This is a genomic window from Mesorhizobium sp. CNPSo 4689 (assembly GCF_057784325.1).
This window is the reverse complement of sequence record NZ_JBWLUZ010000004.1, coordinates 431,089-454,485: the sequence shown is the minus strand read 5'-3', so window position 1 is coordinate 454,485 and position 23,397 is coordinate 431,089. Positions and strand designations below refer to the sequence as shown.

The 23,397-nt window shown below is 64.7% G+C and carries 23 protein-coding genes and 1 pseudogene; 11 read left to right on the top strand and 13 right to left on the bottom strand.

Annotation, left to right across the window (positions count from 1 at the left end; all coding sequences use genetic code 11):
- Positions 1 to 36: 36 nt before the first annotated feature.
- Together AC04SI_RS09830 and AC04SI_RS09825 are read right to left on the bottom strand one after the other, a co-directional pair.
- A complete protein-coding gene (locus AC04SI_RS09830) occupies positions 37 to 1,815 on the bottom strand; it encodes a cation:proton antiporter domain-containing protein (RefSeq protein ID WP_404278117.1) in 1,779 nt (592 codons plus the stop codon).
- Positions 1,816 to 1,987: 172 nt separating this feature from the next.
- Positions 1,988 to 2,437 carry a baeRF12 domain-containing protein gene (locus tag AC04SI_RS09825; protein WP_404278115.1) on the bottom strand — a complete coding sequence of 150 codons (450 nt, stop codon included), beginning with the start codon at positions 2,435 to 2,437 and terminating at the stop codon, positions 1,988 to 1,990.
- A gap of 409 nt (positions 2,438 to 2,846) precedes the next feature.
- On the opposite strand from AC04SI_RS09825, the gene cysG reads away from it, so the two are divergent.
- From cysG to AC04SI_RS09790, 7 genes are all read left to right on the top strand, one after another.
- Complete coding sequence (gene cysG, locus AC04SI_RS09820; protein ID WP_404278113.1) at positions 2,847 to 4,295, top strand: siroheme synthase CysG; 1,449 nt, start codon at positions 2,847 to 2,849, stop codon at positions 4,293 to 4,295.
- The gene (locus AC04SI_RS09815; protein ID WP_006200414.1) at positions 4,292 to 4,594 is read left to right on the top strand and encodes a DUF2849 domain-containing protein; all 303 of its coding nucleotides are present in this window, start codon (positions 4,292 to 4,294) and stop codon (positions 4,592 to 4,594) included. Before cysG ends, AC04SI_RS09815 begins: the two co-directional genes overlap by 4 nt.
- 36 nt (positions 4,595 to 4,630) lie before the next feature.
- Positions 4,631 to 6,301: a nitrite/sulfite reductase gene (locus tag AC04SI_RS09810; protein ID WP_006200413.1), complete on the top strand. Its 1,671-nt coding sequence runs from the start codon at positions 4,631 to 4,633 to the stop codon at positions 6,299 to 6,301.
- Positions 6,276 to 7,040, top strand: coding sequence for a phosphoadenylyl-sulfate reductase (locus AC04SI_RS09805; protein WP_006200412.1), 765 nt, complete (start codon positions 6,276 to 6,278; stop codon positions 7,038 to 7,040). Before AC04SI_RS09810 ends, AC04SI_RS09805 begins: the two co-directional genes overlap by 26 nt.
- Positions 7,041 to 7,155: 115 nt before the next feature.
- Positions 7,156 to 7,686: a DUF934 domain-containing protein gene (locus AC04SI_RS09800; protein WP_404278108.1), complete on the top strand. Its 531-nt coding sequence runs from the start codon at positions 7,156 to 7,158 to the stop codon at positions 7,684 to 7,686.
- 97 nt (positions 7,687 to 7,783) lie between these two features.
- The gene (locus AC04SI_RS09795) at positions 7,784 to 9,391 is read left to right on the top strand and encodes a GMC family oxidoreductase (RefSeq protein WP_488474160.1); all 1,608 of its coding nucleotides are present in this window, start codon (positions 7,784 to 7,786) and stop codon (positions 9,389 to 9,391) included.
- Positions 9,392 to 9,584: 193 nt separating this feature from the next.
- Positions 9,585 to 10,205 (top strand): DJ-1/PfpI family protein, encoded by a 621-nt coding sequence (locus tag AC04SI_RS09790; RefSeq protein ID WP_006200409.1) that lies wholly within the window; start codon positions 9,585 to 9,587, stop codon positions 10,203 to 10,205.
- A 48-nt stretch (positions 10,206 to 10,253) separates the two neighbouring features.
- On the opposite strand, the gene AC04SI_RS09785 is transcribed toward AC04SI_RS09790, so the two are convergent.
- Positions 10,254 to 11,276, bottom strand: coding sequence for a fatty acid desaturase (locus AC04SI_RS09785; RefSeq protein ID WP_404278106.1), 1,023 nt, complete (start codon positions 11,274 to 11,276; stop codon positions 10,254 to 10,256).
- 127 nt (positions 11,277 to 11,403) lie between these two features.
- Positions 11,404 to 11,601, bottom strand: a complete 198-nt coding sequence (locus AC04SI_RS09780; protein WP_404278104.1) for a hypothetical protein — start codon at positions 11,599 to 11,601, stop codon at positions 11,404 to 11,406.
- Positions 11,602 to 11,819: 218 nt separating this feature from the next.
- On the opposite strand from AC04SI_RS09780, the gene grpE reads away from it, so the two are divergent.
- Complete coding sequence (gene grpE / locus AC04SI_RS09775) at positions 11,820 to 12,458, top strand: nucleotide exchange factor GrpE (protein ID WP_404278102.1); 639 nt, start codon at positions 11,820 to 11,822, stop codon at positions 12,456 to 12,458.
- Positions 12,459 to 12,596: 138 nt separating this feature from the next.
- Here grpE and AC04SI_RS09770 read toward each other — a convergent pair whose 3' ends face one another.
- Both AC04SI_RS09770 and AC04SI_RS09765 read right to left on the bottom strand, forming a co-directional pair.
- Positions 12,597 to 13,376 carry a cupin domain-containing protein gene (locus AC04SI_RS09770; protein ID WP_404278100.1) on the bottom strand — a complete coding sequence of 260 codons (780 nt, stop codon included), beginning with the start codon at positions 13,374 to 13,376 and terminating at the stop codon, positions 12,597 to 12,599.
- Between the two features lie 57 nt (positions 13,377 to 13,433).
- Complete coding sequence (locus AC04SI_RS09765) at positions 13,434 to 14,045, bottom strand: TetR/AcrR family transcriptional regulator (RefSeq protein WP_404278098.1); 612 nt, start codon at positions 14,043 to 14,045, stop codon at positions 13,434 to 13,436.
- A 114-nt stretch (positions 14,046 to 14,159) separates the two neighbouring features.
- On the opposite strand from AC04SI_RS09765, the gene AC04SI_RS09760 reads away from it, so the two are divergent.
- Positions 14,160 to 14,792 (top strand): trimeric intracellular cation channel family protein, encoded by a 633-nt coding sequence (locus AC04SI_RS09760; protein WP_404278096.1) that lies wholly within the window; start codon positions 14,160 to 14,162, stop codon positions 14,790 to 14,792.
- Positions 14,793 to 14,795: 3 nt separating this feature from the next.
- Here AC04SI_RS09760 and AC04SI_RS09755 read toward each other — a convergent pair whose 3' ends face one another.
- From AC04SI_RS09755 to AC04SI_RS09725, 7 genes are all read right to left on the bottom strand, one after another.
- Positions 14,796 to 15,194 carry an MmcQ/YjbR family DNA-binding protein gene (locus AC04SI_RS09755; RefSeq protein WP_488474159.1) on the bottom strand — a complete coding sequence of 133 codons (399 nt, stop codon included), beginning with the start codon at positions 15,192 to 15,194 and terminating at the stop codon, positions 14,796 to 14,798.
- Positions 15,163 to 16,038 carry a l-ornithine N(alpha)-acyltransferase gene (gene olsB, locus AC04SI_RS09750; RefSeq protein WP_404278321.1) on the bottom strand — a complete coding sequence of 292 codons (876 nt, stop codon included), beginning with the start codon at positions 16,036 to 16,038 and terminating at the stop codon, positions 15,163 to 15,165. The genes AC04SI_RS09755 and olsB overlap by 32 nt, the downstream gene beginning before the upstream one ends.
- Positions 16,039 to 16,212: 174 nt before the next feature.
- The gene (locus AC04SI_RS09745) at positions 16,213 to 18,504 is read right to left on the bottom strand and encodes a response regulator (protein WP_404278092.1); all 2,292 of its coding nucleotides are present in this window, start codon (positions 18,502 to 18,504) and stop codon (positions 16,213 to 16,215) included.
- 80 nt (positions 18,505 to 18,584) lie between these two features.
- Positions 18,585 to 19,580 (bottom strand): acrylyl-CoA reductase (NADPH), encoded by a 996-nt coding sequence (acuI, locus tag AC04SI_RS09740; RefSeq protein WP_404278090.1) that lies wholly within the window; start codon positions 19,578 to 19,580, stop codon positions 18,585 to 18,587.
- A gap of 79 nt (positions 19,581 to 19,659) precedes the next feature.
- On the bottom strand, positions 19,660 to 20,148 hold the full coding sequence (gene lspA, locus AC04SI_RS09735; protein WP_404278088.1) for a signal peptidase II: 489 nt from the start codon (positions 20,146 to 20,148) through the stop codon (positions 19,660 to 19,662).
- Positions 20,145 to 21,002, bottom strand: coding sequence for a TrmH family RNA methyltransferase (locus AC04SI_RS09730; protein ID WP_404278086.1), 858 nt, complete (start codon positions 21,000 to 21,002; stop codon positions 20,145 to 20,147). Before AC04SI_RS09730 ends, lspA begins: the two co-directional genes overlap by 4 nt.
- Positions 21,003 to 22,094: an RsmD family RNA methyltransferase gene (locus AC04SI_RS09725; protein WP_404278084.1), complete on the bottom strand. Its 1,092-nt coding sequence runs from the start codon at positions 22,092 to 22,094 to the stop codon at positions 21,003 to 21,005.
- 112 nt (positions 22,095 to 22,206) lie between these two features.
- On the opposite strand from AC04SI_RS09725, the pseudogene AC04SI_RS09720 reads away from it, so the two are divergent.
- Together AC04SI_RS09720 and AC04SI_RS09715 are read left to right on the top strand one after the other, a co-directional pair.
- Positions 22,207 to 22,900, top strand: a pseudogene (locus AC04SI_RS09720) (helix-turn-helix transcriptional regulator).
- Positions 22,901 to 23,000: 100 nt separating this feature from the next.
- Complete coding sequence (locus AC04SI_RS09715) at positions 23,001 to 23,378, top strand: VOC family protein (RefSeq protein WP_404278082.1); 378 nt, start codon at positions 23,001 to 23,003, stop codon at positions 23,376 to 23,378.
- Positions 23,379 to 23,397: the final 19 nt, after the last annotated feature.

The window sequence follows — 23,397 nt, the reverse complement described above, 5'->3', positions numbered from 1 at the left end:
AGACGATTGCATTGACAGTACATGGCGTAGGCTTGGTCAGGCTGCGGACGGTTCAGCCGCTTCCGGCTTGTGGCCAAGCACCTCTTCCACGATGCCGCGGGCGATCTCGCGCTCGCCCATGATCACCGTGTCGGCGCCGAGCCCCTTGAGATGCTCGACCTCGGCATCGGAATGAGCCCGGGCGATGACGCTTATCCCGGGATTGGCGGCTCGTGCGCGCAGCACGACCTGTCCCGCTTCGAAGGCATTGGGAATGGCGAGGATCAATCGCTTTGCGCCTTCCGGATTGGCGGCGGCGAACACGTCGGCGTTGGCCGCATTGCCAGCGACGGTTTCGATTCCGTCGGCCCTGAGCTTGGCCAGCGCCTTGTCGGCATCCTCGATGACGAGGAAGGGCATGGCGGCGTCCTTCAGCGCGGCGCCAACGAGGCTGCCGACGCGGCCGTAGCCGATCAGGATGGCGTGGCCGGTGAGCTTTGTCTTCGGCGGCGGCCCATCTTCCCTTTCCGGCGCGACCGACGCCACTTCTCCGGGTGCGGTCGCCGGGCCGATCGGCCTTGGCTCGACCGGTGGCGCCGCTTTGGCCGCACGCGCCTCCAGCCATGGCTTCATCCAGTCGATGGCGAGGAACATCAGCGGGTTGAGCACGATCGACAGGATGGCGCCGGCCAGGATCAGGTCGCGCCCCTGTTCGGGCAACAGGCCGAGCCCGACGCCGAGTTCGGCCAGGATGAAGGAGAATTCGCCGATCTGCGCAAGGCTGGCCGAAATCATCAGTGCGGTGGCAATCGGATAGCCGAAGGCGACGACGATGACGAACGCCGCCAACGACTTGCCAAGCACGATGATGGCCAGCGTCGCCAGGATCGGCAGGCCATTGCTCATCAGGCTGAACGGGTCGAACAGCATGCCGACCGAAACGAAGAACAGCACCGAGAAAGCATCGCGCAGCGGCAGCGATTCCTCGGCCGCGCGATGGCTGAGCTCGGACTCGCTCATGATCATGCCGGCGAAGAAGGCGCCGAGCGCCAGCGAGACGCCGAACAGCTTTGCCGCCCCGAAGGCAACGCCAAGTGCTATGGCCAGCACCGCCAGCCGGAACAGTTCGCGCGATCCAGTATGGGCGACATAGTGCAGGATCCAGGGAATGAGTCTGCGGCCGACCACCAGCATGACGACAACGAAGGCGGCGACCTTGGCCAGGGTGATGCCGACGACACCCCAGATGCCATAGCTGGCGGGCAGCGCCAGCAGACCGCTGGCGTGGCTGTCCACCTGCGGCTGGCCGCCGAGCACGCCGGCCAGGGCCGGCAACAACACCAGCGCCAGCACCATGGCGAGGTCCTCGACGATCAGCCAGCCGACAGCGATGCGGCCGCGCTCGGTCTCGATCAGCCGCCGCTCCTGCAAAGCACGCAGCAGCACCACGGTCGAGGCGACGGAAAGCGCCAGGCCGAAGACCAGCCCGGCGCCCATCGACCAGCCGAGCAGCCAGGCAAGGCCGGCGCCAAGGGCAGTGGCAAAGCCGATCTGCACGACGGCGCCGGGTATGGCGATGGCGCGGACCGACAAAAGGTCCTTCAGCGAAAAATGCAGGCCGACGCCGAACATCAAGAGGATGACGCCGATTTCGGCGAGCTCGTTGGCAAGGCCGGCATCGGCGACGAAGCCGGGCGTGTTCGGCCCGACCAGCACGCCGGCTATGAGATAGCCGACCAGCGGCGGGATACGGAAGCGGTTGGCGAGCGCGCCGAAGACGAAAGCCAGCCCCAGACCGGCGACGATGGTGGCGATAAGGGGCGTGTCATGCGGCATTGCCTATGGAGCGCCTTTCAGAAATTGCGATGTCGGATAGGACGGCCCGAGGCCGCCGCCCTTTGCAATATGGGGGCTGTCATAGGCGCGAGGCAACCCGCGCTGCCGTGAAAACCGATAGCAAGACGACAGTTGCGTGCAGCCAGGCGAACAGGTGCTTCCGGCGGTCCGCTCAGGCGGCCTGCAGCAGACTCTCGATCTCGAAGATGGTGTGGTTGGTCAGCGTCTTCGGAATTTCCGCCTGCACCCTGTCGCCGACCTCCTTGTGCAGCTTCCGGCGCATCTCGCCCAGCACTTGGGGCGGCGCGATCAGCACGATCTCCTCGAAGGCGCCGCGATGTGCAAGCCGGTAGAGCCGCTCGGCGATATCGTCGGCGAAGCGCTCCTTGCCGATACGATGCCAATCGGTGTCCTGAACCGCACTGCGATGGACCGAGGGGCCGTCATTGTAGCGGCCCGGGCGGTCGCTGCCTTGTTCGCGGGTGGCGGGATTTTCCTGCTCCATTTCCTGTACCACTTGCAGGTCGGGGAATCGCGTGTCGCCCCGGTTGCGCAGGAACAGCGCCTTCTCACCGTCGGCGACCACAATCCACAGCCCATGCTTCAGCTTGATGTCGCTCATATCGGCTCCTCCGTTTCCTGACCGACCCCAGATGAGGCCGCATGGCCCGATGCCCTGCAGTCCGGGGCTTGCATGGCAAACGTCGGCTCCGCCAAATTCGTTCCGAGACGATGGCTCATCGCTGGTCTAAGACCGCAGTCAACGCCCTGCAGCATTAATCTACTAATTTGGTAGAATTTAGAAAAAAACGTTTTGCGACGCCGAGCGCAAGCGACTAAAAGGGCCGCAGATCGGGGCCAGCAACAGCATATTGAATCCACCCGGCTCCCGGCTGTGGAATAATTTTCTCCTGCCCTTCGCAGTTGCGAAAAAGCGATTGCCTGCCATCGCCGGATGCGCGAGTGCTTTCCTTCTGGTTTTTCGCGCCGCCGCGTAAAACTGGCAGACTGTTCCAGGATTCCTTGTCGTCATGCCTGAGGCCAATGCCAAGCTCAACGCCTTTCCCGTTTTCATGCGGGTCGAGGGCGAAGCGGTGGCCATCGTCGGCGGCGGCGAGGAGGCACTGGCCAAGGCCCGGCTGCTCGACCAGTCAAGCGCGGTGCTGCGCATCATCACCGATGCCGCCGAAGCCGAGTTGCTGAGCTTCATCGCTGCCACCAGCGCCGTCCACATCGATGCCGCCTACGATGCCGCGCATCTGGAAGGCGCGACCTTGGTGTTTGCCGCCAGCGGCGAGGAAGCGCACGACCGCCGCGTCGCCGCCGACGCGCGCCGGCTGGGCATTCCGGTCAATGCAGTCGACCGGCCCGAGCTTTGCGATTTCTTCACGCCGGCGCTGGTCAACCGCGCCCCGGTCGCGATTGCCATCGGCACCGAAGGGGCAGGCCCGGTGCTTGCCCAGATTCTGCGCAGCCGTATCGACCGCATGCTGTCGCCGTCGCTCGGTGCGCTGGCGACGCTTGCCGCTTCGTTCCGAGGTGCTGCCGAGCGACTGCCGAAGGGCAATGGCCGCCGCCGCTTCTGGAGCGATTTCTTCGCCGGCGCGCCGGCACGCGCCGTAGAGGCCGGAGAGCTTTCGCAGGCGCATGATGCAGCACTCGACCTGCTTGTCTCCAACGCGCCGGCTGCAGGCCACATCGCGCTGGTCGGAGCGGGGCCGGGCGCGGAAGACCTTTTGACGCTGCGGGCGCATCGGTTTTTGATGGAAGCCGACGTCATCGTCTATGACGCGCTGGTTCCGGAGGCGATCGTCGTCATGGGCCGTCGCGACGCCGAGCGCCTGCCGGTCGGCAAGCGCAAGGGCTGCCATTCGAAGAGCCAGGCCGAGATCAATGCGCTGCTGGTCGAGCTTGGCCATGCCGGCAAGCGCGTCGTGCGGCTGAAGTCGGGCGACCCGCTGGTGTTCGGCCGGGCTGGCGAGGAAATGGCCGCACTTCGCGACGCCGGCATCGCCTATGAAGTGGTTCCCGGCGTCACCGCGGCCTTTGCCGCAGCCGCCGATTTCGAACTGCCGCTGACGCTGCGTGGCGTGTCCTCGTCGATGGTGTTCACGACCGGCCACGATCTTAAGGGCAATTCGCTGCCGGACTGGGCCAAGCTCGCCATCTCCGGCGCAACGGTCGCCGTCTATATGGGCCGCTCGGTCGCGGCCGAGGTTGCGGGACGGCTGATCGAAGCCGGTCTGTCGCCGGACACGGCGGTCGCCGTGGTCGAGAATGCCAGCCTCGGCAACCGCCGGCGCTTCCACGGCACGCTGGCCGATTTGCCGTCGCTGGAGGCGCGCGCCGACCTCACCGGCCCGGTGATGACCATCATCGGCGATGCGGTCGCCGGCGCCAATTTTGAACGTTCCGAGCCGCTCGCGGCACACAGGCATGAGGGCGTTGCCAGCACGGCCGCCGAAGGAGTTGAGCAATGAAGGTTCTGACCGCAAACAGGCTTACCGACGGCATCGCCGTCTGGTACGCCGATGGCGGCTGGGCCGAGACGATCGGCAATGCCGACCTCGCCCATGACAAGGCGGCCGAGGACCGGCTGGAGGCGATCGGTGCCGCGGCCTACGCCAACAATGAGGTAGTCGACGTCAATTTGATCGACGTCACCGTGGTTGACGGCGTGGTCGAAGCGGTGCGGCTGCGCGAAAAGATCCGCGCCGCTGGCCCGACCATCCGTGGCGACCTCGGCAAACAGGCCCATCCGGAAACGATCCGGGCATAATGTGAAAGCGGGCGGACGCGCCCTGAAAGACGAAGCATGTACCGTTACGATGAGTTCGACCAAGATTTCGTTCAGGCCCGTGTCGCCGAGTTCAGCGACCAGGTCCAGCGGCGGCTTGCCGGCGAGATCACCGAGGACCAGTTCCGGCCGCTCAGGCTGATGAACGGTGTCTATTTGCAGCTGCACGCCTATATGCTGCGCATAGCGGTGCCCTATGGCACGCTGAACAGCCAGCAGCTGCGCATGCTCGGCCATATCGCCCGCAAATACGACAAGGGCTATGGCCATTTCACGACGCGGCAGAACATCCAGTTCAACTGGCCGGCGCTGTCGGACATCCCGGCGATCCTGGCCGATCTGGCCAGCGTCGAGATGCACGCCATCCAGACCAGCGGCAACTGCATACGCAATGTCACCGCCGATCATTTCGCGGGTGCCGCCGCCGACGAGGTCGCCGATCCGCGCCCCTATGCCGAAATCCTGCGGCAATGGTCGTCGGTGCATCCGGAGTTTTCGTTCCTGCCGCGCAAGTTCAAGATCGCGGTGACCGGTGCCGAGCGCGACCGCGCCGCCATCCAGACGCACGACATCGGCTTGCATTTGAAGAAGAACGCGGCCGGCGAACTCGGTTTCGCCGTCTATGTCGGCGGTGGCCAGGGCCGCACGCCTATGGTCGCCAAGAAGATCCGCGACTTTCTGCCGGAAGCCGATCTTCTCTCCTACTGCACGGCGATCCTGCGCGTTTACAACCTCTACGGCCGCCGCGACAACAAGTACAAGGCGCGCATCAAGATCCTCGTCCACGAGACCGGGGTCGAGGAGATCACCCGCCAGATCGAGGCCGAATGGCAGGAACTGAAGGACGCCGAGCTGAAGCTCCCGGAAGCCGACATCCGCGCCATCGACGCCTATTTCGCGCCGCCTCGGCTGACCGCGCGGCCGGAAGGCGATGCGGCGGTGAAGCTGGCACGGCTCGATTCCAAAAGCTTCTCCGAATGGCTCGACCAGAATGTCGTGACCCACCGCCATCCCGACTATGCGGCAGTGACGATCTCGCTGAAGGGCATCGGCGAGGTGCCGGGCGACGCTTCCGACAGCCAGATGGAAGCGGTTGCCGACATCGCCGAGAAATACGCATTCGACGAGTTGCGTGTCAGCCATGAGCAGAACCTGATCCTGCCGCATGTCGCGCGCGCCGACCTCAAGGCGGTATACGATGCGCTGGTCGATATCGGCCTGGCGACGGCCAACTCCAACCTGATCAGCGACATCATCTCGTGCCCTGGCCTCGACTATTGCGCGCTGGCCACGGCGCGCTCCATTCCGGTGGCGCAGGAAATCTCGCAGCGCTTCGCCTCGCTAGAGCGCCAGCGCGAGATCGGCGAGCTGAAGCTGAAGATCTCCGGCTGCATCAACGCCTGCGGCCACCACCATGTCGGTCATATCGGCATTCTCGGTGTCGAGAAGAAGGGTGCCGAGCTCTACCAGGTCACGCTCGGCGGTTCGGCCGACGAGAACACCTCGGTCGGCGAGATCATCGGCCGCGGCTTCTCGTCGGAGGAGATCACCGACGCCATCGAGCAGATTGTCGAAACCTATCTCGGCCTTCGCCTCGATCCCTCAGAACGATTCATCGACGCCTACCGCAGAGTCGGTCCCGCGCCGTTCAAGGAGGCGCTCTATGCTGGCGAAACCAAGGCCGCTTGACCGGATCGTCGACGTCGAGGCCGGCATCGCCGCCGAGGCGGCGGGGCTCGACGCGCTCTATGGTCACCTGAACCCGCTGCAGATCATCGAGCGTTCGACGCGGGAGATCTTTCGCGGCGGCATCGCCGCCGTGTCCTCGTTCGGCGCCGATTCGGCCGTGCTCCTGCATATGATCGCCGAGATCGACCGCACGCTGCCGGTGATCTTCCTCGATACCGGCAAGCATTTCGAGGAGACGCTCGGCTATCGCGACGCGCTGGCGGCCGATTTCGGATTGACCGATATCAGGGTGATCAAGCCCGAGGAGGCCGCGCTCGAAAGGGTCGATCCGACCGGCAACCTCAACGAGACCAACACCGACGCCTGCTGCAATGTGCGCAAGGTCGAGCCGCTGGCGCGCGGCGTCGAACCGTTCCGCGCCTGGTTCACCGGACGCAAGCGCTTCCAGGCCTCGACGCGCGCGGCACTTCCTGTCTTCGAAGCGGTCGGTTCGCGCATCCGCATCAACCCGCTGGCGCATTGGACGACGTCGGACCAGGCCGCCTACATGCGCGCGCATGCGCTGCGCGAAAATCCGCTGGTCGCCTATGGCTATCTGTCGATCGGTTGCTTCCCCTGCACGCAGCCGGTGCAGCCGGGCGAGGACGCGCGCAGCGGCCGCTGGGCTGGGCACGCCAAGACCGAGTGCGGCATCCATCTTTCCGGACTGGAGAAGTCGCTGACCGACGCATCGCTTTAGGGTATGTTGGTGTTCAGCCGGCCTGCAAACGGTGGTTCCTGCGCTTCCGGTGCTCACGTACCAAAGTCGCTGACTGGCGCGCCGCTCCAGAAATTTTGAGCTTTAGGACTTCTTGATGACTGAATTGACGACGGAGACCCGCCTCTGGACCCCGACGGGTTTTCGCGAGGACGAGTGGGTTCATGCCGAAAGCGCCGATGCGCTTACCGGCAATGGCCGCTTCATCCTGCCGCTGCAGGCGTTTCTGGGGCTCGACGCGGATGTGCGCCGATCGGCGAAGGAGCGCCTTGGCGTCCAGCTTCTGCCTGGCGACGAACTGGACAAGATCGCCGGGCTGCTCGACCAGTTGTCGCTGGTGGCGCTGGCTTTTCCGGCGTTCAATGACGGGCGGTCCTTCTCCAAGGGCGAATTGCTGCGCACGCGCTATCATTTCCAGGGTGCCGTGCGCGCCACCGGCCAGGTTCTGGTCGATCAACTGCCGCACATGCTGCGACTCGGCTTCGACGAATTCGAAGTGTCGAACCCGGTGCTGCTGAAGCGGCTCGAGGAAGGCCGCACCGGCGGCCTGCCGCTTTATTATCAGCCGGCCGCCGAGCCGGAGGCCAAGGGGCCGAAATACTCCTGGCGACGCAAACGCACGGGCTGACCCTGCGGTAACGCGTTGACGTCTTTACAACGCTCGCAAGCAGGCCTTCTCTCCGGCATCCGGACGGAAACATCCGCCGGATGATCGGGAGGAGAGCATGCGCTACGACTATGTCATCGCCGGTGGCGGTTCCGCCGGCTGCACGCTGGCGGCAAGGCTCTCTGAAGATCCCTCCAAAACGGTGTGCCTGATCGAAGCCGGCGGCGTCGGCAAGGACCTGTTCATCCGCGCGCCGGCAGGCGTGATTGCGCTGCTGCCGGGCCGGCCGAAGCTCAACAACTGGGCCTTCGAGACGGTGCCGCAGCCAGGACTTGGCGGCCGCAAGGGCTACCAGCCGCGCGGCAAGACGCTCGGCGGCTCCAGCGCCATTAACGCCATGCTCTACATTCGCGGGCATCGCAGCGACTATGACGGATGGGCCGACGTCGGCTGCGACGGCTGGTCGTGGGACGAGGTGCTGCCCTATTTCCGGCGCGCCGAAGGCAATCAGCGCGGCACTGACGCGCTGCATGGCGGCGACGGGCCGTTGCGAGTCGGCGAGCAGCAGGAGCCGCGTCCCGTCGCCCGCGCCTTTGTCGAGGCCTGCGGCGAAAACCAGATCCGATACAACGATGACTTCAACGGGGACGAGCAGGAAGGGGCAGGGCTCTACCAGGTGACGCAATTCTGGGGAGAGCGCCGCAATGGCGAGCGCTGTTCGGCGGCCGCCGCCTATCTGCATCCGGCGATGGACCGGCCGAACCTGACCGTTGTCACCGGAGCGCATGCCACCGGCATCGTCCTTGACGGCAAGCGCGCCACGGGCCTGCGCTACCGCGTGGGCAAGAACGAGGCGGTGGCGCAAGCCAAGCGCGAGGTCATCGTCTGCGGCGGCGCCTTTGGCTCGCCGCAGCTGCTGTTGTTGTCCGGCATCGGCCCGGCGGCCGAACTGGCGATGCACGGCATTCCGGTCGTCCATGAGGTGCCTGGCGTCGGCAAGAACCTGCAGGACCATCTCGACTTCATCATGGCCTGGACGTCGCGAGATGCCGACATGATGGGCATCGGCCTGCGCGGCACGCCCGGCCTGCTCGGGCATATGCTGCGCTGGCGCAAGAACGGCACCGGCATGATCGCCACGCCCTACGCGGAAGCCGGCGCCTTCCTCAAATCCGATCCGACGATCGGAAGGCCCGACCTGCAGCTGCATTTCTGCATCGCAATCGTCGACGATCACGGCCGCAAGCTGCATATGGGCTACGGCTTTTCCTGCCATGTCTGCGTGCTCCGGCCCTATTCGCGCGGCGAGGTCGGGCTGTCGACGCCGGACCCGCTGGCGCCGCCGCGCATCGACCCGCGCTTTCTCGAGGACGAACGCGATGCCACCCTTCTGCTCAAGGGGGTCAAGACGATGCGCGGCATATTGGAGGCGCCGGCGCTGGCGAAATACCGTCGCAAGGAAATCTACACCGCCGGCGTTTCAAGCGATGACGAACTGATGGCGCATATCAGGGCGCGCGCCGACACGATCTACCACCCGGCCGGCACCTGCAGGATGGGTGTCGATGAGATGGCCGTCGTCGACCCGCAACTCAAGGTACGCGGGATGCAGGGGCTGCGCGTCGTCGATGCTTCGGTGATGCCGACCCTGATCGGCGGCAACACCAATGCGCCGACGATCATGATCGCCGAAAAGGCTGCGGATATGATCCGCGCCGCAGCCTGAACGGTTTTATTGGTCGGACCAGGATTGTCATGCGGAAGCCGGGGACAAGGGTCTGGCCGGGCTTTTTAGCAAGTGCAAATCAATCTGGTCTGACCAATTGTGCGATTTGCGCTTTTCCTTTCGACGTCTTGCCCTTAGGATAGATCTATTATTTCGTGACCCGAAATAAATGGCCAGCAAGGGAGGAACCAGAATGGCAGGCAAGAAGATATTGATGCTCGTTGGCGAGTTCAGCGAGGAATACGAGATTTTCGTCTTCGAACAGGCCATGCATGCGGTTGGCCATACGGTCCATGTCGTGTGCCCCGACAAGAAGGCCGGCGACATATTGAAAACGTCGCTACACGATTTCGAAGGCCATCAGACCTATACGGAAAAGCTCGGCCACGACTACATCCTGAACAAGACCTTCGCCGAGGTGAACCCGGCCGAATACGACGCCGTCTATGCGGCCGGCGGGCGCGGGCCGGAATATATCCGCATCGATAAGCGGGTGCAGGCGCTGGTCAGGCATTTCCATGAGACCGGCAAGCCAATCTTCACCATCTGCCACGGCGTGCAGATCCTGATCGCGGTCGACGGCGTGGTGCGTGGCAGGGAAGTCGCGGCCCTGCAATATTGCGAACCGGAGGTTACGCTGGCCGGCGGCATCTACATCGATGTTGCGCCGACCGGCGCCCATGTCGACGGCAATCTGGTGTCGGCCAAGGGCTGGCCGGGCCTCGCCGCCTTCATGCGCGAATGCCTGAAGGTGCTCGGCACCGAGATCCGCGACGGCAAGGCCCTGATGCGCGACGAGCGCAAGGCGGCCTGAGCTGACTTAGGTGAGAATGCCGCCGCACCACTGGTGCGGCGGTCTTCTTTACGCGGCCATTCGGGCTTCGCGGAACGACACAAGTTTCCGGCGGCTCTCGTCCCACAGCGCAAGCTTGACGCAGCGCAGGCTGTCGAGAAGCGTGACGCGGCCGATGTCGCGCAGTTCCGGAAAATCGCGCAGCACTTCCGGAAGCCGGTAGCACGGCACCTTGGCCGAGAGGTGGTGGACGTGATGGACGCCGATATTGCCGGTGAACCAGTTCAGCACGGCCGGCAAGTCGTAGTAGGACGATCCATGCAGCGCGGCATGCTGGAATTCCCATTCGGTATCCTTCGCCCATTCCGTCTCTTCGAACTGGTGCTGGACGTAGAACAGCCAGACGCCGGCCGAACCGGCGAGAATGACGATCGGCAAGTGGACAACCAGGAACGCGCCTAGCCCGACGAACCAGATGAGGATCGCGGCGACAAGCGCGATGCCGAGATTGGTCGCCATGGACGACACCCAGGGCGTCAGGCCGCCCCGCATCATGCCGACCGGCAGCCTTTGCTCGAAGATGAAAAGCCAGATCGGCCCTAGGCCGAACATGACCAGCGGATGGCGATAGAGCCGGTAAGCAAGCCGGCCCCGCCATGACATTTGCCGGTATTCGGCGACGGTCAGGGTCTTGATGTCGCCCATGCCGCGCTCGTCGAGATTGCCGGCGCTGGCGTGATGGGTGGCATGGGCGCGCCGCCAGCAATCATAGGGCGTCAGCGTCAGGACGCCGAGCGCGCGGCCGATCCAGTCGTCCGCATAGCGATTGGCGAAGAAGGAGCCATGGCCGCAATCATGCTGGATCATGAAGATGCGCACCAGAAACCCGGCCGCGGGAAGAATGAGGATCAAACCCCACCAGTGGCCGTAGGAATAAGCGGCCGAGGAGAGCGCCCAGAGCGTCACGAAGGGGATGAGGGTGATGGCGAGTTCGAGCGCGCTGCGCCGCCGGTCAGGCTTCTTGTAGCGCGCCAGAATCTTCAGCCAGGCGCGCTTGCTATTGGCAACCGCCTCGGGGGAAATCATGTTCATCAGGAAGCATAAGCAACAGGCCCCGCCGCCGCAAGGCAAAGCTCACGCAAAATTACTGCGCGTAATTGTCGCGCGATGGCAGGCCATGGCGGCTGCGACCGATGTTCCCGTCTTCAGGAATACACGCCTAGTGGCGCTCGCTGGCGGCCACGCTGGCCTCCGCCCCGTCAAGACGGTCGAGCAACTCCCTGAGATGCTCGGGCAGGTCGGCCTGCAGGCGGAATGCCGGCAGGGTGCGCAGGAACCGCTTCGTCGTCTCGGTGCCGACCTGGCGCTTGATATCGGCGGCGAGTTCCTCGCGCCTGTCGCGCTTGTTGCCTGTCATTGTCCCAAAATCCTGTGTTGGCTTCGAAACTCCTCCAGGCCGGTAATGGTTCCCGCATTGCAGCGGCCTGGCAAGAAAACCCGGCCGTTACGGTAAAATTTGAATTAATATCGAAAGAGCGCCGGCAGCCTCCAATATGGCTTGCCCCTTGATTTTTGGCCGCCAAACCTCGATATCGGGCGCAAATCCAGACCATTCGAAAATGACGGGAAACGGCGATGAGCGACCAGGCAAAAGACGAACGCGCGCCCGAGGAAATCGAAGCCACTGAGGCGGCGGCGGGCGAACGTACCGAAGGCAGCGTCGACGGCGACTACGAAGCGCTTGTGCGGCTGCTGAAGGAAAACGAGGAACTGAAAGATCGGGCCCTTCGCGTTGCCGCTGAGATGGAGAACCTGCGCCGCCGCACCGCGCGCGACGTGCATGACGCGCGCACCTATGCGGTTGCCAATTTCGCTCGCGACATGCTGTCGGTGTCGGACAATCTGCGCCGCGCGCTCGATGCCGTCCCGGCCGAGGCCAAGGCCGCGGGCGACGCCGGTTTCAAGGCGCTGATCGAGGGCGTCGACCTCACCGAGCGCGCCATGCTGTCGGCACTGGAGCGGCATGGGGTGAAAAAGCTCGCGCCGGAAGGTGAGAAGTTCGACCCGAACTTCCATCAGGCGATGTTCGAGGTGCCCAATCCCGAGGTTCCCGCCGGCACCGTCGTCCAGGTGGTGCAGCCGGGCTATTCGATCGGCGAGCGCGTGCTCAGGCCGGCGATGGTCGGCGTCGCCAAGGGCGGCCCCAAGCAGGCGGCCGGCGAAGCACCGGTCGAGCCGGGACCGGTGAATGAGCAGGCGGAAAAGGACGCATGACCGGGGAATAGCGCGCTATTCGGCCGCCGCAACCACCATCAAAGCCGGAGGTATGATCGACGACGCCCCCGAAACCTGTCCGATTTCAGGGGCGATCAACCCAGTCGCCACTTCTGCTGTGCAGCGCTTGCCATGTCCTCAACCAAGCAGTTCGCACCCATAGCGCCTGACCACATCGGGAAATGTCTCCATGTCCGGCATTCCTTCGCCGTCCGGAGGAATGCGCCTGTCGTTGGCGGGCACACTGGTTGCCCTCAAAAGGTCCTCGAAACCACCGGGCGTGAAGAAAAACAGCATCCGGGCCGGCCCACGCTTGACCGTATAGCGGTGCGGCACATCGCGTGGCCCAAAGAGAAACGAACCGGGCCCAGCCATTATCTTCTTGCCGCCGATCTCGAACTCGATCTCGCCTTCCATCACCTGGAATGACTCGTCCTCGCGATGATGGACATGCAGCGGCGCCTCGCCTTCGTTCTCGAGCACTTCGATCAGCGTGAACTGGCCCGCCGTCTGGGCTGCCGTCGCCTTGATCACCGCCAGCGAGCCAAGCCACCAGCGCGCCTCTCCTTCTAGGGCGTGGCTGCAAAAGGCGCTGGGGATGCCCCTGTCAGCTTCACCGCCTGCCACTGCCGCGACAGAGTGGTAGCCGACCTTGAGCGAGGCGATGTTGACCATCGAGCAATAGTTTGTGATGCCGGGCAGCGTGGCCCAGACCTCTCGAGCCGCCTTTGCGCTGTCCATGTCCGCCCATTCAAATATCTCCGTCCAGCCTCCCGCGGATTTGAGGAGGCGACGATTGAGGAAACCCTTGAGCTTCCGCACCTCGTCATTCACTTCATCCCTGGTTTGCAAGAACATCTGCTCGGTGAATCCGGGCTTCAATGCAAATTCGGTGACTTCAACGACTTTCGTGTCCATGACTTCCTCCTTCGCAATCTGGCTTTCGCCCTTGTTTCGCCTCCTCATTCTCTTCGTTCAAGATGTGCTCGTCCGGCCCTTGCCCTTGAGCCAGCAGAGCGCCATTCCCGTTGCCGTTTCGGCGGCGAGATCCACCGTCATGCCGCGTATCCGCATCGCGCTGAACGTCGGAAAGTCGAACAGGAAGCTGATTGCCTGAACGACATCATCGCCGGGATCGTCCTTCGCCAGTGCCTCGCGCACGAAGCCGGCCACCATGTTCCGCAGATACTCTTCCCATTCCCGCATGGCCGGAAGCTCCCGCTCGCGCAGGTCGCTCTCGAGATGCCGTCCACCACGATGGTAGAAGGCGAATAGCGCGTTCGCGACCCGGCGTAACCGCTCTTTTGGGTCTGTCGCCCCGCCGATTATCTCGGTCACTGTTTCGGGCGACGGAGGACGCAGGCGCTCCATCAGCAATTCGCCGCAGGCAGGCACCAGGTCATCCAGGGTAGGAAAATGCTTGTAGACGGTGCCAACGGCGACATCGGCCTCCGTGGCGATGTCCTTCCAAGTCGTGCCAAAGATCCCGTTCTGGGTGTGCAGCTTGATTGTCGCTTCGAGAATCCGCTGCCGCGTCTTGGCGAAGGCGACAGTCCGGGAACCCATGCTGTAGCGGCGAGGAGACATAGTCGCTCACTCGAAAAATTTGAATGAACTATTCAATCATTTAATTTGCCTAAGGTCAATCCAGTTTCGTGGGGGCCACTCGCTATTCCCCGCTCACTATTTCATTATTCACCCATGAACCCGATCGACCTTCTCGACTATGCTGGCGTCGCCGTCTTTGCGGCGAGCGGGGCACTTGCGGCCTCGCGCAAGCAACTCGACATTATCGGCTTCCTGTTCCTGGCCAGCGTCACCGCCATCGGCGGAGGCACGTTTCGCGACGTCATCCTCAACCTGCCGGTGTTCTGGGTCGGCAACTCCAGTTATGTGCTGATCTGCATGGTGGTCGCGGTGCTGGTCTTCTTCAGCGCACACCGGGTGGAATCGCGCTGGAAACTGCTGCTTTGGCTCGACGCCATCGGCCTTGCCGCCTTTTCGGTGATGGGCGCGGCCAAGGGTCTGGCGATTACCGGGTCGCCGGTCGTCTCCGTTGTCACCGGCGTGCTGACGGCCACTTTCGGCGGCATCCTGCGCGATCTGCTGGCCGGCGAGCCGTCGGTGCTCCTGAGGCCGGAGATCTACGTCACGGCCGCCCTTGCGGGTGCCACGCTGTTTACACTCGGCGATCTTGCCCGGCTGCCGCCACTGGCATCCGGCCTGGCGGGCTTTGCCGCGGCGTTCCTGGTGCGCGGCGGCGCGCTCAAATTCGGTTGGACCTTTCCGTCCTACAAGAGCCGGCCCGGCCGGAGGCCAGAAGACATCCCCTGAAAATCAGGATGCTGAGCGAGATGCCTGCCACGCCTTGAGCAGCGCCTTCGGCGCTTGCGCCATAAAAGTGCGTTCGAGCCGGTGACGCAATTCGTCGGGTGCAATCACATGCACCCTGACGAGGATCGCCGGCCAACCCTTGTAGTGATCGGTCTCGAAATAGATTTCCGGTGCTGCTTCGAGCAGCATCTCCTTCTCGTCGAGCGGACACATCAGCACAACGGTGTCGGCATCCTTTACCCTGGCCAGCAGCTTCTTGCCGACCTTCAGCGCCGGCGTGCCATAGGATGTGCTTTCGATGACGTCCGGCAGGTCGCGCGCGGCAAGCCGCAATGTCTGCAAAGCACCGGAAAGATCGTTGCCCAACGTCTCAGGCGGCGAAGCGCTGGGCTTCCCCGCCATAGTAGTTGACGTAGCGGGCGCCGATCTCCTTGACCGGCATGACCACGAACACGTCGACGGTCGAGAATTCGTGATCGATGACGCAGCCGTCGCCGATGCGGGCGCCGACGCGCAAATAGCCCTTGACCAGCGGCGGCATCGCCGCGATCGCCGCCTTGGCGTTGATTGCCTCGATCGGCATCAGGTCCATCGAGCAGTAGCGGCCGGCGACTGCCCGGACATCCCAGGCCGAGTCGGTGCGGCAGTGATGGGCAAGATAGGTGAGCGCCTCGGCATGCGCCGCCGGCACGACGCCATGGAACGAGGCGCAGCCGGTCATCACGCCGATGCCGTAATGGTTGATATATGCCCAGATGCCTTGCCACAGCGCCTCGATGGTGCGCTTGGAGCGATATTGCGGCAGGACGCAGGAGCGGCCGAGTTCGAGGAAGCGCTGGCCGGGGTGGCGGGCGATCAGCTTGGTCAGTTCGAACTCGCCTTCGGAATAGAAGCCGCCGGCCGTCGCCGCGATTTCCTGCCGCAGCAGCCGGTAGGTGCCGACGATGCGGCGGTGCTCGGGGCCGGCAAGCGAAGTGTCGAGGACGAGCAGATGATCGCAGAGCGGGTCGAAACGGTCGGCGTCGCGACGATCCTGCGCCTGGAACAGATCCTTCCTGGCTCCAAGCTCGTCATAGAATACCCGGTAGCGCACTTCCTGCGCGGCGGCGATTTCGGCCGCATTGCGGGCCAACCGCACTTCGAGATTGCCGATACGGCCCAGAGGTGCCCCAGTTGCGACGGCATCGGCGGTCCGCGCGGCGAGCATGGCGCCGCCGGCGTTCGGCCGAGTGTCACATTCAGGCATAACTGTATGCACGAGTGATTCTCCTTCGAGCCATCCCTCTTGGCACGGGGATACGGTGTAGGTGCAACAGGATTGTGACAGTACCGTGATACGGCGCGACGGGCAATACTTCGTCGGCTGGCGAATACGGTCAACCGGCTACGTTTACGTGATGAGAGACAGCCGATGCGGGCGTCAGGCCGCGACCTGACCCTCGACGGCGTGGACCAGGGCGTCGGGGTCGAGAGGCTTGGTGACGAAGCCGCTGGCGCCGTGGGCGAGCACCGCGTGACGGGTCTTTTCCTGGCTATCGGCCGACAGCACCATGATCGGAACCGGCGGCACGGCCATCTCTTCTTCATGGCGGCGGATGGCGGCTATCGCGTCCAGCCCGTCCATGACCGGCATATGCAGGTCCATCAGCACCACGTCGAAGCGGTGCTTGAGCCCGGCATCGGTGATGGCCTCGACGGCTGCCTTGCCGTTGCCGACCACCTTGACGCGGTGCCCGGCCTTGAGAAGCGTGGCGCGGGCAAGCATGGCGTTGATGTCGTTGTCTTCGGCGATCAGCACCGACAGGCCGTGCTCGCGGCGGCCAGCGCCGGCACGCACGGGCGGGGCGCCGTGCTTGTCCGATTTCGGCTGGGGCAGGACCGGCGCATGGCTGGTCAACAGCACGCGCAGCAGCGTCTCGCCGCGCACCGGCCTGGCCAGGAAGGTGGCATAGCCATTGGCGCGGAACTCGCCAAGCATGCCGCGATCGGTCGGCGCGATCAGCGTGATCGCCTCGCAATCGGCAAAGCCGTTCTGGCGCAAGCGCTTGAGCAGGCGTCCATCGCTGTTTTCCATCGCCGCATCGACCAGCAGCACGTCGCAGCCGGCGGCGAAAGGTGTCGCTTGGGCAAGCGTCGTCGCCAGATCGACCGCGCCGCCATGGGCGCGGATGGTGCGGGCGATGGCGTCCGCCTCGATGGCGTTCTTCGAAACGATCACGGCACGGCGGCCGGCCAGGATGCTCTGCCGGTTCTGCGGCGGCTCGGTTGCCGCAGTGGCGGGGAGCTCGAAGACGAATTCGGATCCCTCGCCAAGCCGGCTCGACACCAAGATCGAGCCACCCATGGCATTGACCAGGCGCCTTGAGATGGCGAGGCCGAGGCCGGCGCCGCCATGCACCCGGGTCGAGGTGCCGTCGGACTGCTCGAACTCCTCGAAGATGCGTTCCATGTCCTCCTCGCGCAGGCCGGGACCGGTGTCGGTGACGGTGAAACAGATACGGTCGGTGGTCTCGGTGCGCGCCCGCGCCACGCTCACCAGCACGCCGCCGGTGTCGGTGAATTTGATGGCGTTGCCGATGAGGTTGAGCAGCACCTGGCGCACCCGGCCGGGATCGGCGGTGATCATCTGCGGCACGTCGAGCTCGACATAGCAGCCAAGCCCGATGTTCTTGCCGAAGGCGCGCGCCGCCATGAGTTCGATGATGTTGTCGGCGATCTCGCGCAGCGATGTCGGCTGCGGTTCCGGGTCGAAACGGCCGGCCTCGATCTTGGAATAGTCGAGCAGGTCCTCGATCAGCGCCAGCAGGGCGCTGGCCGAGGTCGAGACGGCGCCGACATAGGTCCGCTGCTCGGGCGACAGATCGGTGTCGACCAGGAGCTTGGCCATGCCCATGATGCCGTTCATCGGCGTGCGGATCTCGTGGCTGACGGTGGCCAGGAAGCGCGACTTCGCCTGGCTGGCATATTCGGCCCGCTCGCGGGCGGTGATCAGCGAGGATTCGGCGCGCTTGCGTGCGGTGATGTCGCGGGCGATCGCGCGATGGGAGACGGTGCCGTTGTCCTTGTCGCGTACCGACAGCTCGATCCATGAAAACCAGCGCGGGCCGCTCGGCGTGCGAATTGCGACGTCGGTGGAACTCAGGCATTCGTGATCCGAGAAGGCGGCGTCGGGAACGATGCCGACATCGATGCCAAGCTCGGACAAGGTCTTGCCGGCAAGGTGCCGCTGGTCGATCTCGACGAGATCGGCGAAAACCTTGTTGGCAAAGACGATGTTGCCGTCGCGATCGCGATGGACAACGAGATCGCCGAGTGCGTCGATCAGCCCGCGGAAGCGCTCCTCGCTCTCCTGCATCTCCCACATGCGGTCGGCCAGCGTCTCGATCTCGGCGCGGCTGCGGGCGGCGGTCTCGTCGAGCAGGGCCGCCGTGCGGCGTTCATTGCGCTTGGCTCGCAGGTGCATGCCGAGACCGGCCAGGCCGGTCGCTAGCAAACCGATGGTGACGAAGATCGGTGCGCCGGTCAGGTGAGCCAGTCCAGCCAACACGGCGGTGGCGACGATGGTCAGGAAGGGCAGGCCTTCGGGGTTGGCCGGCGGCGATGCGGGTGCCAGCGGCGGCGGTGCGATAAGCAGCCGCTTTGGCGCCTCGGGGCCCGGCCCGTCGACGCCTTCGGCACTGCTCGGAGCTCTGATGCCGGATTCCGCGATCATGCGGAAAGCCTTGCCACAGAGAGATTATGGAAGACTGCGGCGGATCGTTCGAATTTTAGCGATCGCGCCGTTTTGCCTTGTCAACGCTGCATATCGACCACGACGCGGCCCCTGATCTTGCCGTCGACGATGTCGCGCGCGGCCGCGACAATACCGTCGAAACCGATGGTCGTGGAAAGCGTGGCGAGCTTCTTATGGTCGAGATCGGTGCCGATACGGCGCCATGCCTCGAGTCGGACCGGCTTCGGCGCCATGACTGAATCGATGCCGAGCAATGAGACGCCGCGCAGGATGAAGGGTGCGACGCTCGCAGGCAGGTCCATGCCGCCGGCCAACCCGCAGGCGGCAACCGCGCCGCCATAGGACGTCATCGACAGCACGTTGGCCAGCGTATGGCTGCCGACCGCGTCGACGCCGCCGGCCCAGCGCTCCTTGGCCAGCGGCTTTGCCGGCTGGGCAAGCTCATCGCGTGAGATCACTTCGGCAGCCCCGAGATCGATCAGGTAGGGGCTTTCGGCATTACGGCCGGTCGAGGCGATGACATGGTAGCCGAGGCTGGACAGGAGCGAGACCGCGACCGAGCCGACGCCGCCGGCGGCACCGGTCACCACCACCGGGCCGCGATCGGGCACGATGCCGTGCCGCTCGAGCGCGATGACGCAAAGCATGGCGGTATAGCCTGCCGTGCCGACCGCCATCGCATCATGCGGGCTCATGCCCTCAGGCAGCGGCACCAGCCAGTCGCCGTTGACGCGGGCGCGACCGGCGTAAGCGCCGAAATGCGTCTCGCCGACGCCCCAGCCGTTTAGGATGACCTTGTCGCCCTTGCGCCAGTCGGCATGGGACGAGGAGACGACGGTGCCGGCGAAATCGATGCCCGGCACCAGCGGCCAGCGCCGGATGACCGGCGCCTTGCCGGTGATGGCCAGCCCATCCTTGTAGTTGACCGTCGTCGCTTCGACCGCGACGGTGACGTCGCCTTCCATTAGCTCGGTCTCGGTTAGGTCGGTCACCGCCACTGACTGCTTTTTCTCTGCGTCGCGCGAAACGAGGATGGCTTTGAAGGTTTTGGACACTTTTTTCTCCTCGAAATTGCGATGCGCGGACTGTGCGGCGACGGCCCGGCGAGGTCAATCTTTCAAGCGAGTCGGGCGTTCAGGCGTCCGGCCCCTGGGGCTTGGCTTCGCGCCGCCAGCCGATCAGTTCGTCGAAGACGACCAGTGCTGCGCCAACCGAGATGAAGGCGTCGGCGAGGTTGAAGACGGCGAAGGACCAAACCGGCGTGTGGAACAATATGTAGTCGATGACGTGGCCATAGACGGCGCGGTCGATCAGATTGCCGAGCGCGCCGCCGATGATCAGGGCAAAGCCGGTGCGCGAAAGGACATGGCCGGCCGGCGTGCGCGTCGCGAGATAGAGCACGAAGGCGACGACGAGGGCGGCAATGACCACCAGGCCGGTGTCGCCGAAGGACGAGAACATCGAGAAGGCGATACCGGTGTTGTAGGTGCGAAAGAGCGCCAGGAACGGTACCAGGTCGACCTTCTCCTGAAAGGCGAGGCCGGTCTCGACCAGTTGTTTTATCCACTGGTCGAGCCCGATGGCGACGACGACCAGCACGGCATAGGGGGACCATGACTTCACGATTTGGTGTTCTCCAGCCCCAGCTTCAGCGCGCCGCGCCGGATCTCGTACAGCATGACGCCCGTCGCCACTGCGAGGTTGAGCGAATCGGCGCGGCCGGCCTGCGGGATCCTGAGCAACCGGTCGCAGCTTTCGGCCAGGCTGTCGGGCAGGCCCTGCTGCTCGTTCCCCATCAACAGCAGCACCGGGCTCCTGGAGAAATCGACCGAGCGGTAGTCGACCGCGCCCTTCAGATGCGTTCCGGCGACGAGGCCGGAAAAGCTCTTTCGCCAGGCGAGGAAGGCTTCGGGCGTCGCCTTGGCCACAGGCACGGCGAAGATCGAGCCCATGGTGGCGCGCACCGTCTCGACGGAGAACGGATCGGTGGTTTCGCCGACCAGGATGACGCCCTTGGCGCCGACGGCATCGACGGTGCGGATGACGGTGCCGAGATTACCGGGGTCGCGCACCCGGTCGAGCGCCACCCAGACATCGCCGTCCCTGGCGCGGATGTCCTTCAGCGGCAGGAGTTTCTGGGCAAAGACGCCGACCACCATTTGCGGATTGTCGCGGCGGGTAATCGCCGTCAGCACCTTTTCGGAAACTTCGAGCACGGTGCCACCGGCGGCGACGGTGCGCGCCGCGACCTTTTCGACCGCCGCATTGCCGCGCCCTGCCTTGGCGAAGATCAGCGTCTTGATCGACCAGCCGAGGTCGAGCGCGTCGATGACCAGCTTGAGGCCCTCGGCCATGAAGGCATTCTGCTGGTCGCGGAATTTCTTCAAGGCGAGCGCCTTGATGTCCTTGACCAGCGGATTGGCGAGGCTGGTGACTTCCTTGACCTGCCCTGGCGCGCCTGCGTGTCGCTCGCTCATTCAGGCCACCCAGCGCGAAAATAGCGAGGTGGACAGCGCCCGGCCGGCGGATTTCTCGCGGATGATCAATTCGCCCGACTCCACCGTGCCGCCCATGCCGGCAAAAGTGTCGCGCATCAAGGCGTGGATGGCGAAGAAGGAGGCGCGGATCGAATAGGCGGTCAGCACCACGGCGAGCGGTTTGGGCGTCAGGATCGCGCGGCAGAGGTCGGTCAGGCCCGGCAGATCCTCGAACAATTGCCAGACCTCGCCCTTGGGCCCGCGGCCATAGGCGGGCGGGTCGAACAGGACGATGTCGTAGCGGCTGCCCCGGCGCTCCTCGCGCTCAGCGAACTTCACCGCGTCGTCGACGATCCAGCGGATCGGCTTGTTGCCCAGCCCGGCCATCTCCTGGTTCTCGCGCGCCCAGCCGATCGCCTTCTTGGAGGCATCGACATGGGTGACCTTGGCCCCGGCGCGGGCCGCCACCAGCGAGGCAAGCCCGGTGTAGCCGAACAGGTTCAGCACCTTGACCGGCCGCTTCGCCGCCGCGATCAGGCCGGCCATATGGTCCCAGTGCGAAGCCTGCTCGGGAAAGACGCCGACATGGCGAAACGAGGTGAAGCGGCCGAGATAGTCGATGCCGTCATGCTTCATCGGCCAGGTCTCGCCGAGCGGCGTCCGCGGGAAGCGCCAGCGGCCGATGCCTTCCTCGTCGGTGTCGCCGGTGAAGATGGCGTCGGCGCACTCCCAGTCTCTTGCCGGCAGCGCTTTCTGCCAGATCGCCTGGCCCTCGGGCCGCACGATGCGATAGGGGCCATATTGCTCGAGTTTTTGGCCGGCGCCGCTGTCGAGCAGCGCATAATCGCCATTGGGCGCAACTTCGAGGATCAGCGGCAGCCGTTCGGCGGGCAAGACGCCGTCGCGGCGGGCAAGGATGCGCGGTGTAGGCTTCGGTTCGGACCGGTCCTGCGCTCGTATCTCGTTTCTTTCGTCAGGCTTTGGCGACCGCTTGACCGGATGACCGCCGTCGCGTGGGCGTGACTGCTCCGTCCCGGATCTCGCAGGCTGGCGCGGGCGGTTGTCGCGGTTTCGGTCGCGAAAGGATTTCAAGAAAGGTCTCCGGAACGGCAGGCCGCTTTTGACATAGGGCCACCGGCTTCGCAACAAAATGGTCCGGCGCATGCGATGGACCTCGCCCGAGGAAACAGGCAAATCTGGGATCATGTCCCGCTCCGAACGCCTGCTCGACCTGATCCAGATCCTGCGCCGCCATCGCCGGCCAGTGAGCGGGCGCACGCTTGCCAGCGAAATGGGCATCTCGATCCGCACGCTCTACCGCGACATCGCGACGCTGCAGGGGCAGGGCGCGCCAATCGAGGGCGAGGCGGGGCTGGGCTATGTGCTCGGCTTCATGCTGCCGCCGCTGATGTTCACCGATGAAGAGATCGAGGCCATCGTGCTCGGCTCGCGCTGGGTGGCCAAGCAGCCGGATTCGCGGCTATCGGCCGCCGCCACAGACGCGCTGGCCAAGATCGCCGCGGTGCTGCCGGACGATCTGCGCGAGGACCTCGATGCCAGCACGCTGCTGGTCGGGCCGGCCGCTGGCGCCGTCGAAGGCATAGATCTCAGCCTGGTGCGGCAGGCCATCCGCAATGAGCGCAAGCTCGGCTTCCTCTACCGTGACGCCGGCGGTGCTGCCTCCGAGCGCATGGTCTGGCCGTTTGCACTCGGCTTCTTCGCCAACGTGCGGGTCGTCGTGGCCTGGTGCGAGGCGAGGCAGGATTTTCGTCATTTTCGCGCCGATCGCATCTCCGGGCTCCAACGCCACCGATGTCCGCTACCCGCGCCGGCGGCAGGCCTTGCTCAGGGAAGGGCGAACGACGCTGGATACGCCGCGGTTCCCGCCTGGCGGTTGATCCCGTCCGAACTTTTTCGTGTTCTTCAAATCGGCTGCTGCCAGAATCTGACAGTGGGACCGCCTATGTTCCTCCAATCGAAACACTCTGGAGAGCAGGCATGAACCCCCCTAATTTCGTCATCCTCTATGTCGACAGCCCCGAGCGAAGCGGCGCCTTCTATGGCGCGCTGCTCGGACACCAGCCGGTCGAGGCGTCGCCAACCTTCGTGCTGTTCGTGCTCGACGGCGGCTTCAAGCTCGGCCTGTGGTCGCGCCACACTGTGGAGCCGGCGGCCGCGGCGGCGGGTGGCGGCGCCGAGCTGGTCTTTGCGCTGGATACGCCTGATGCGGTCGACGCCGCCCATGAAGACTGGGCCGGGCGAGGCCTGAACATCTTGCAGAGGCCAACCGACATGGATTTCGGCCGAACCTTCGTCGCGCTCGACCCCGACAATCACCGGCTGCGCGTCTACTGGCTGAAAGAGGCAGGGCAGTAGGACAGGCGTATCCCCCTAC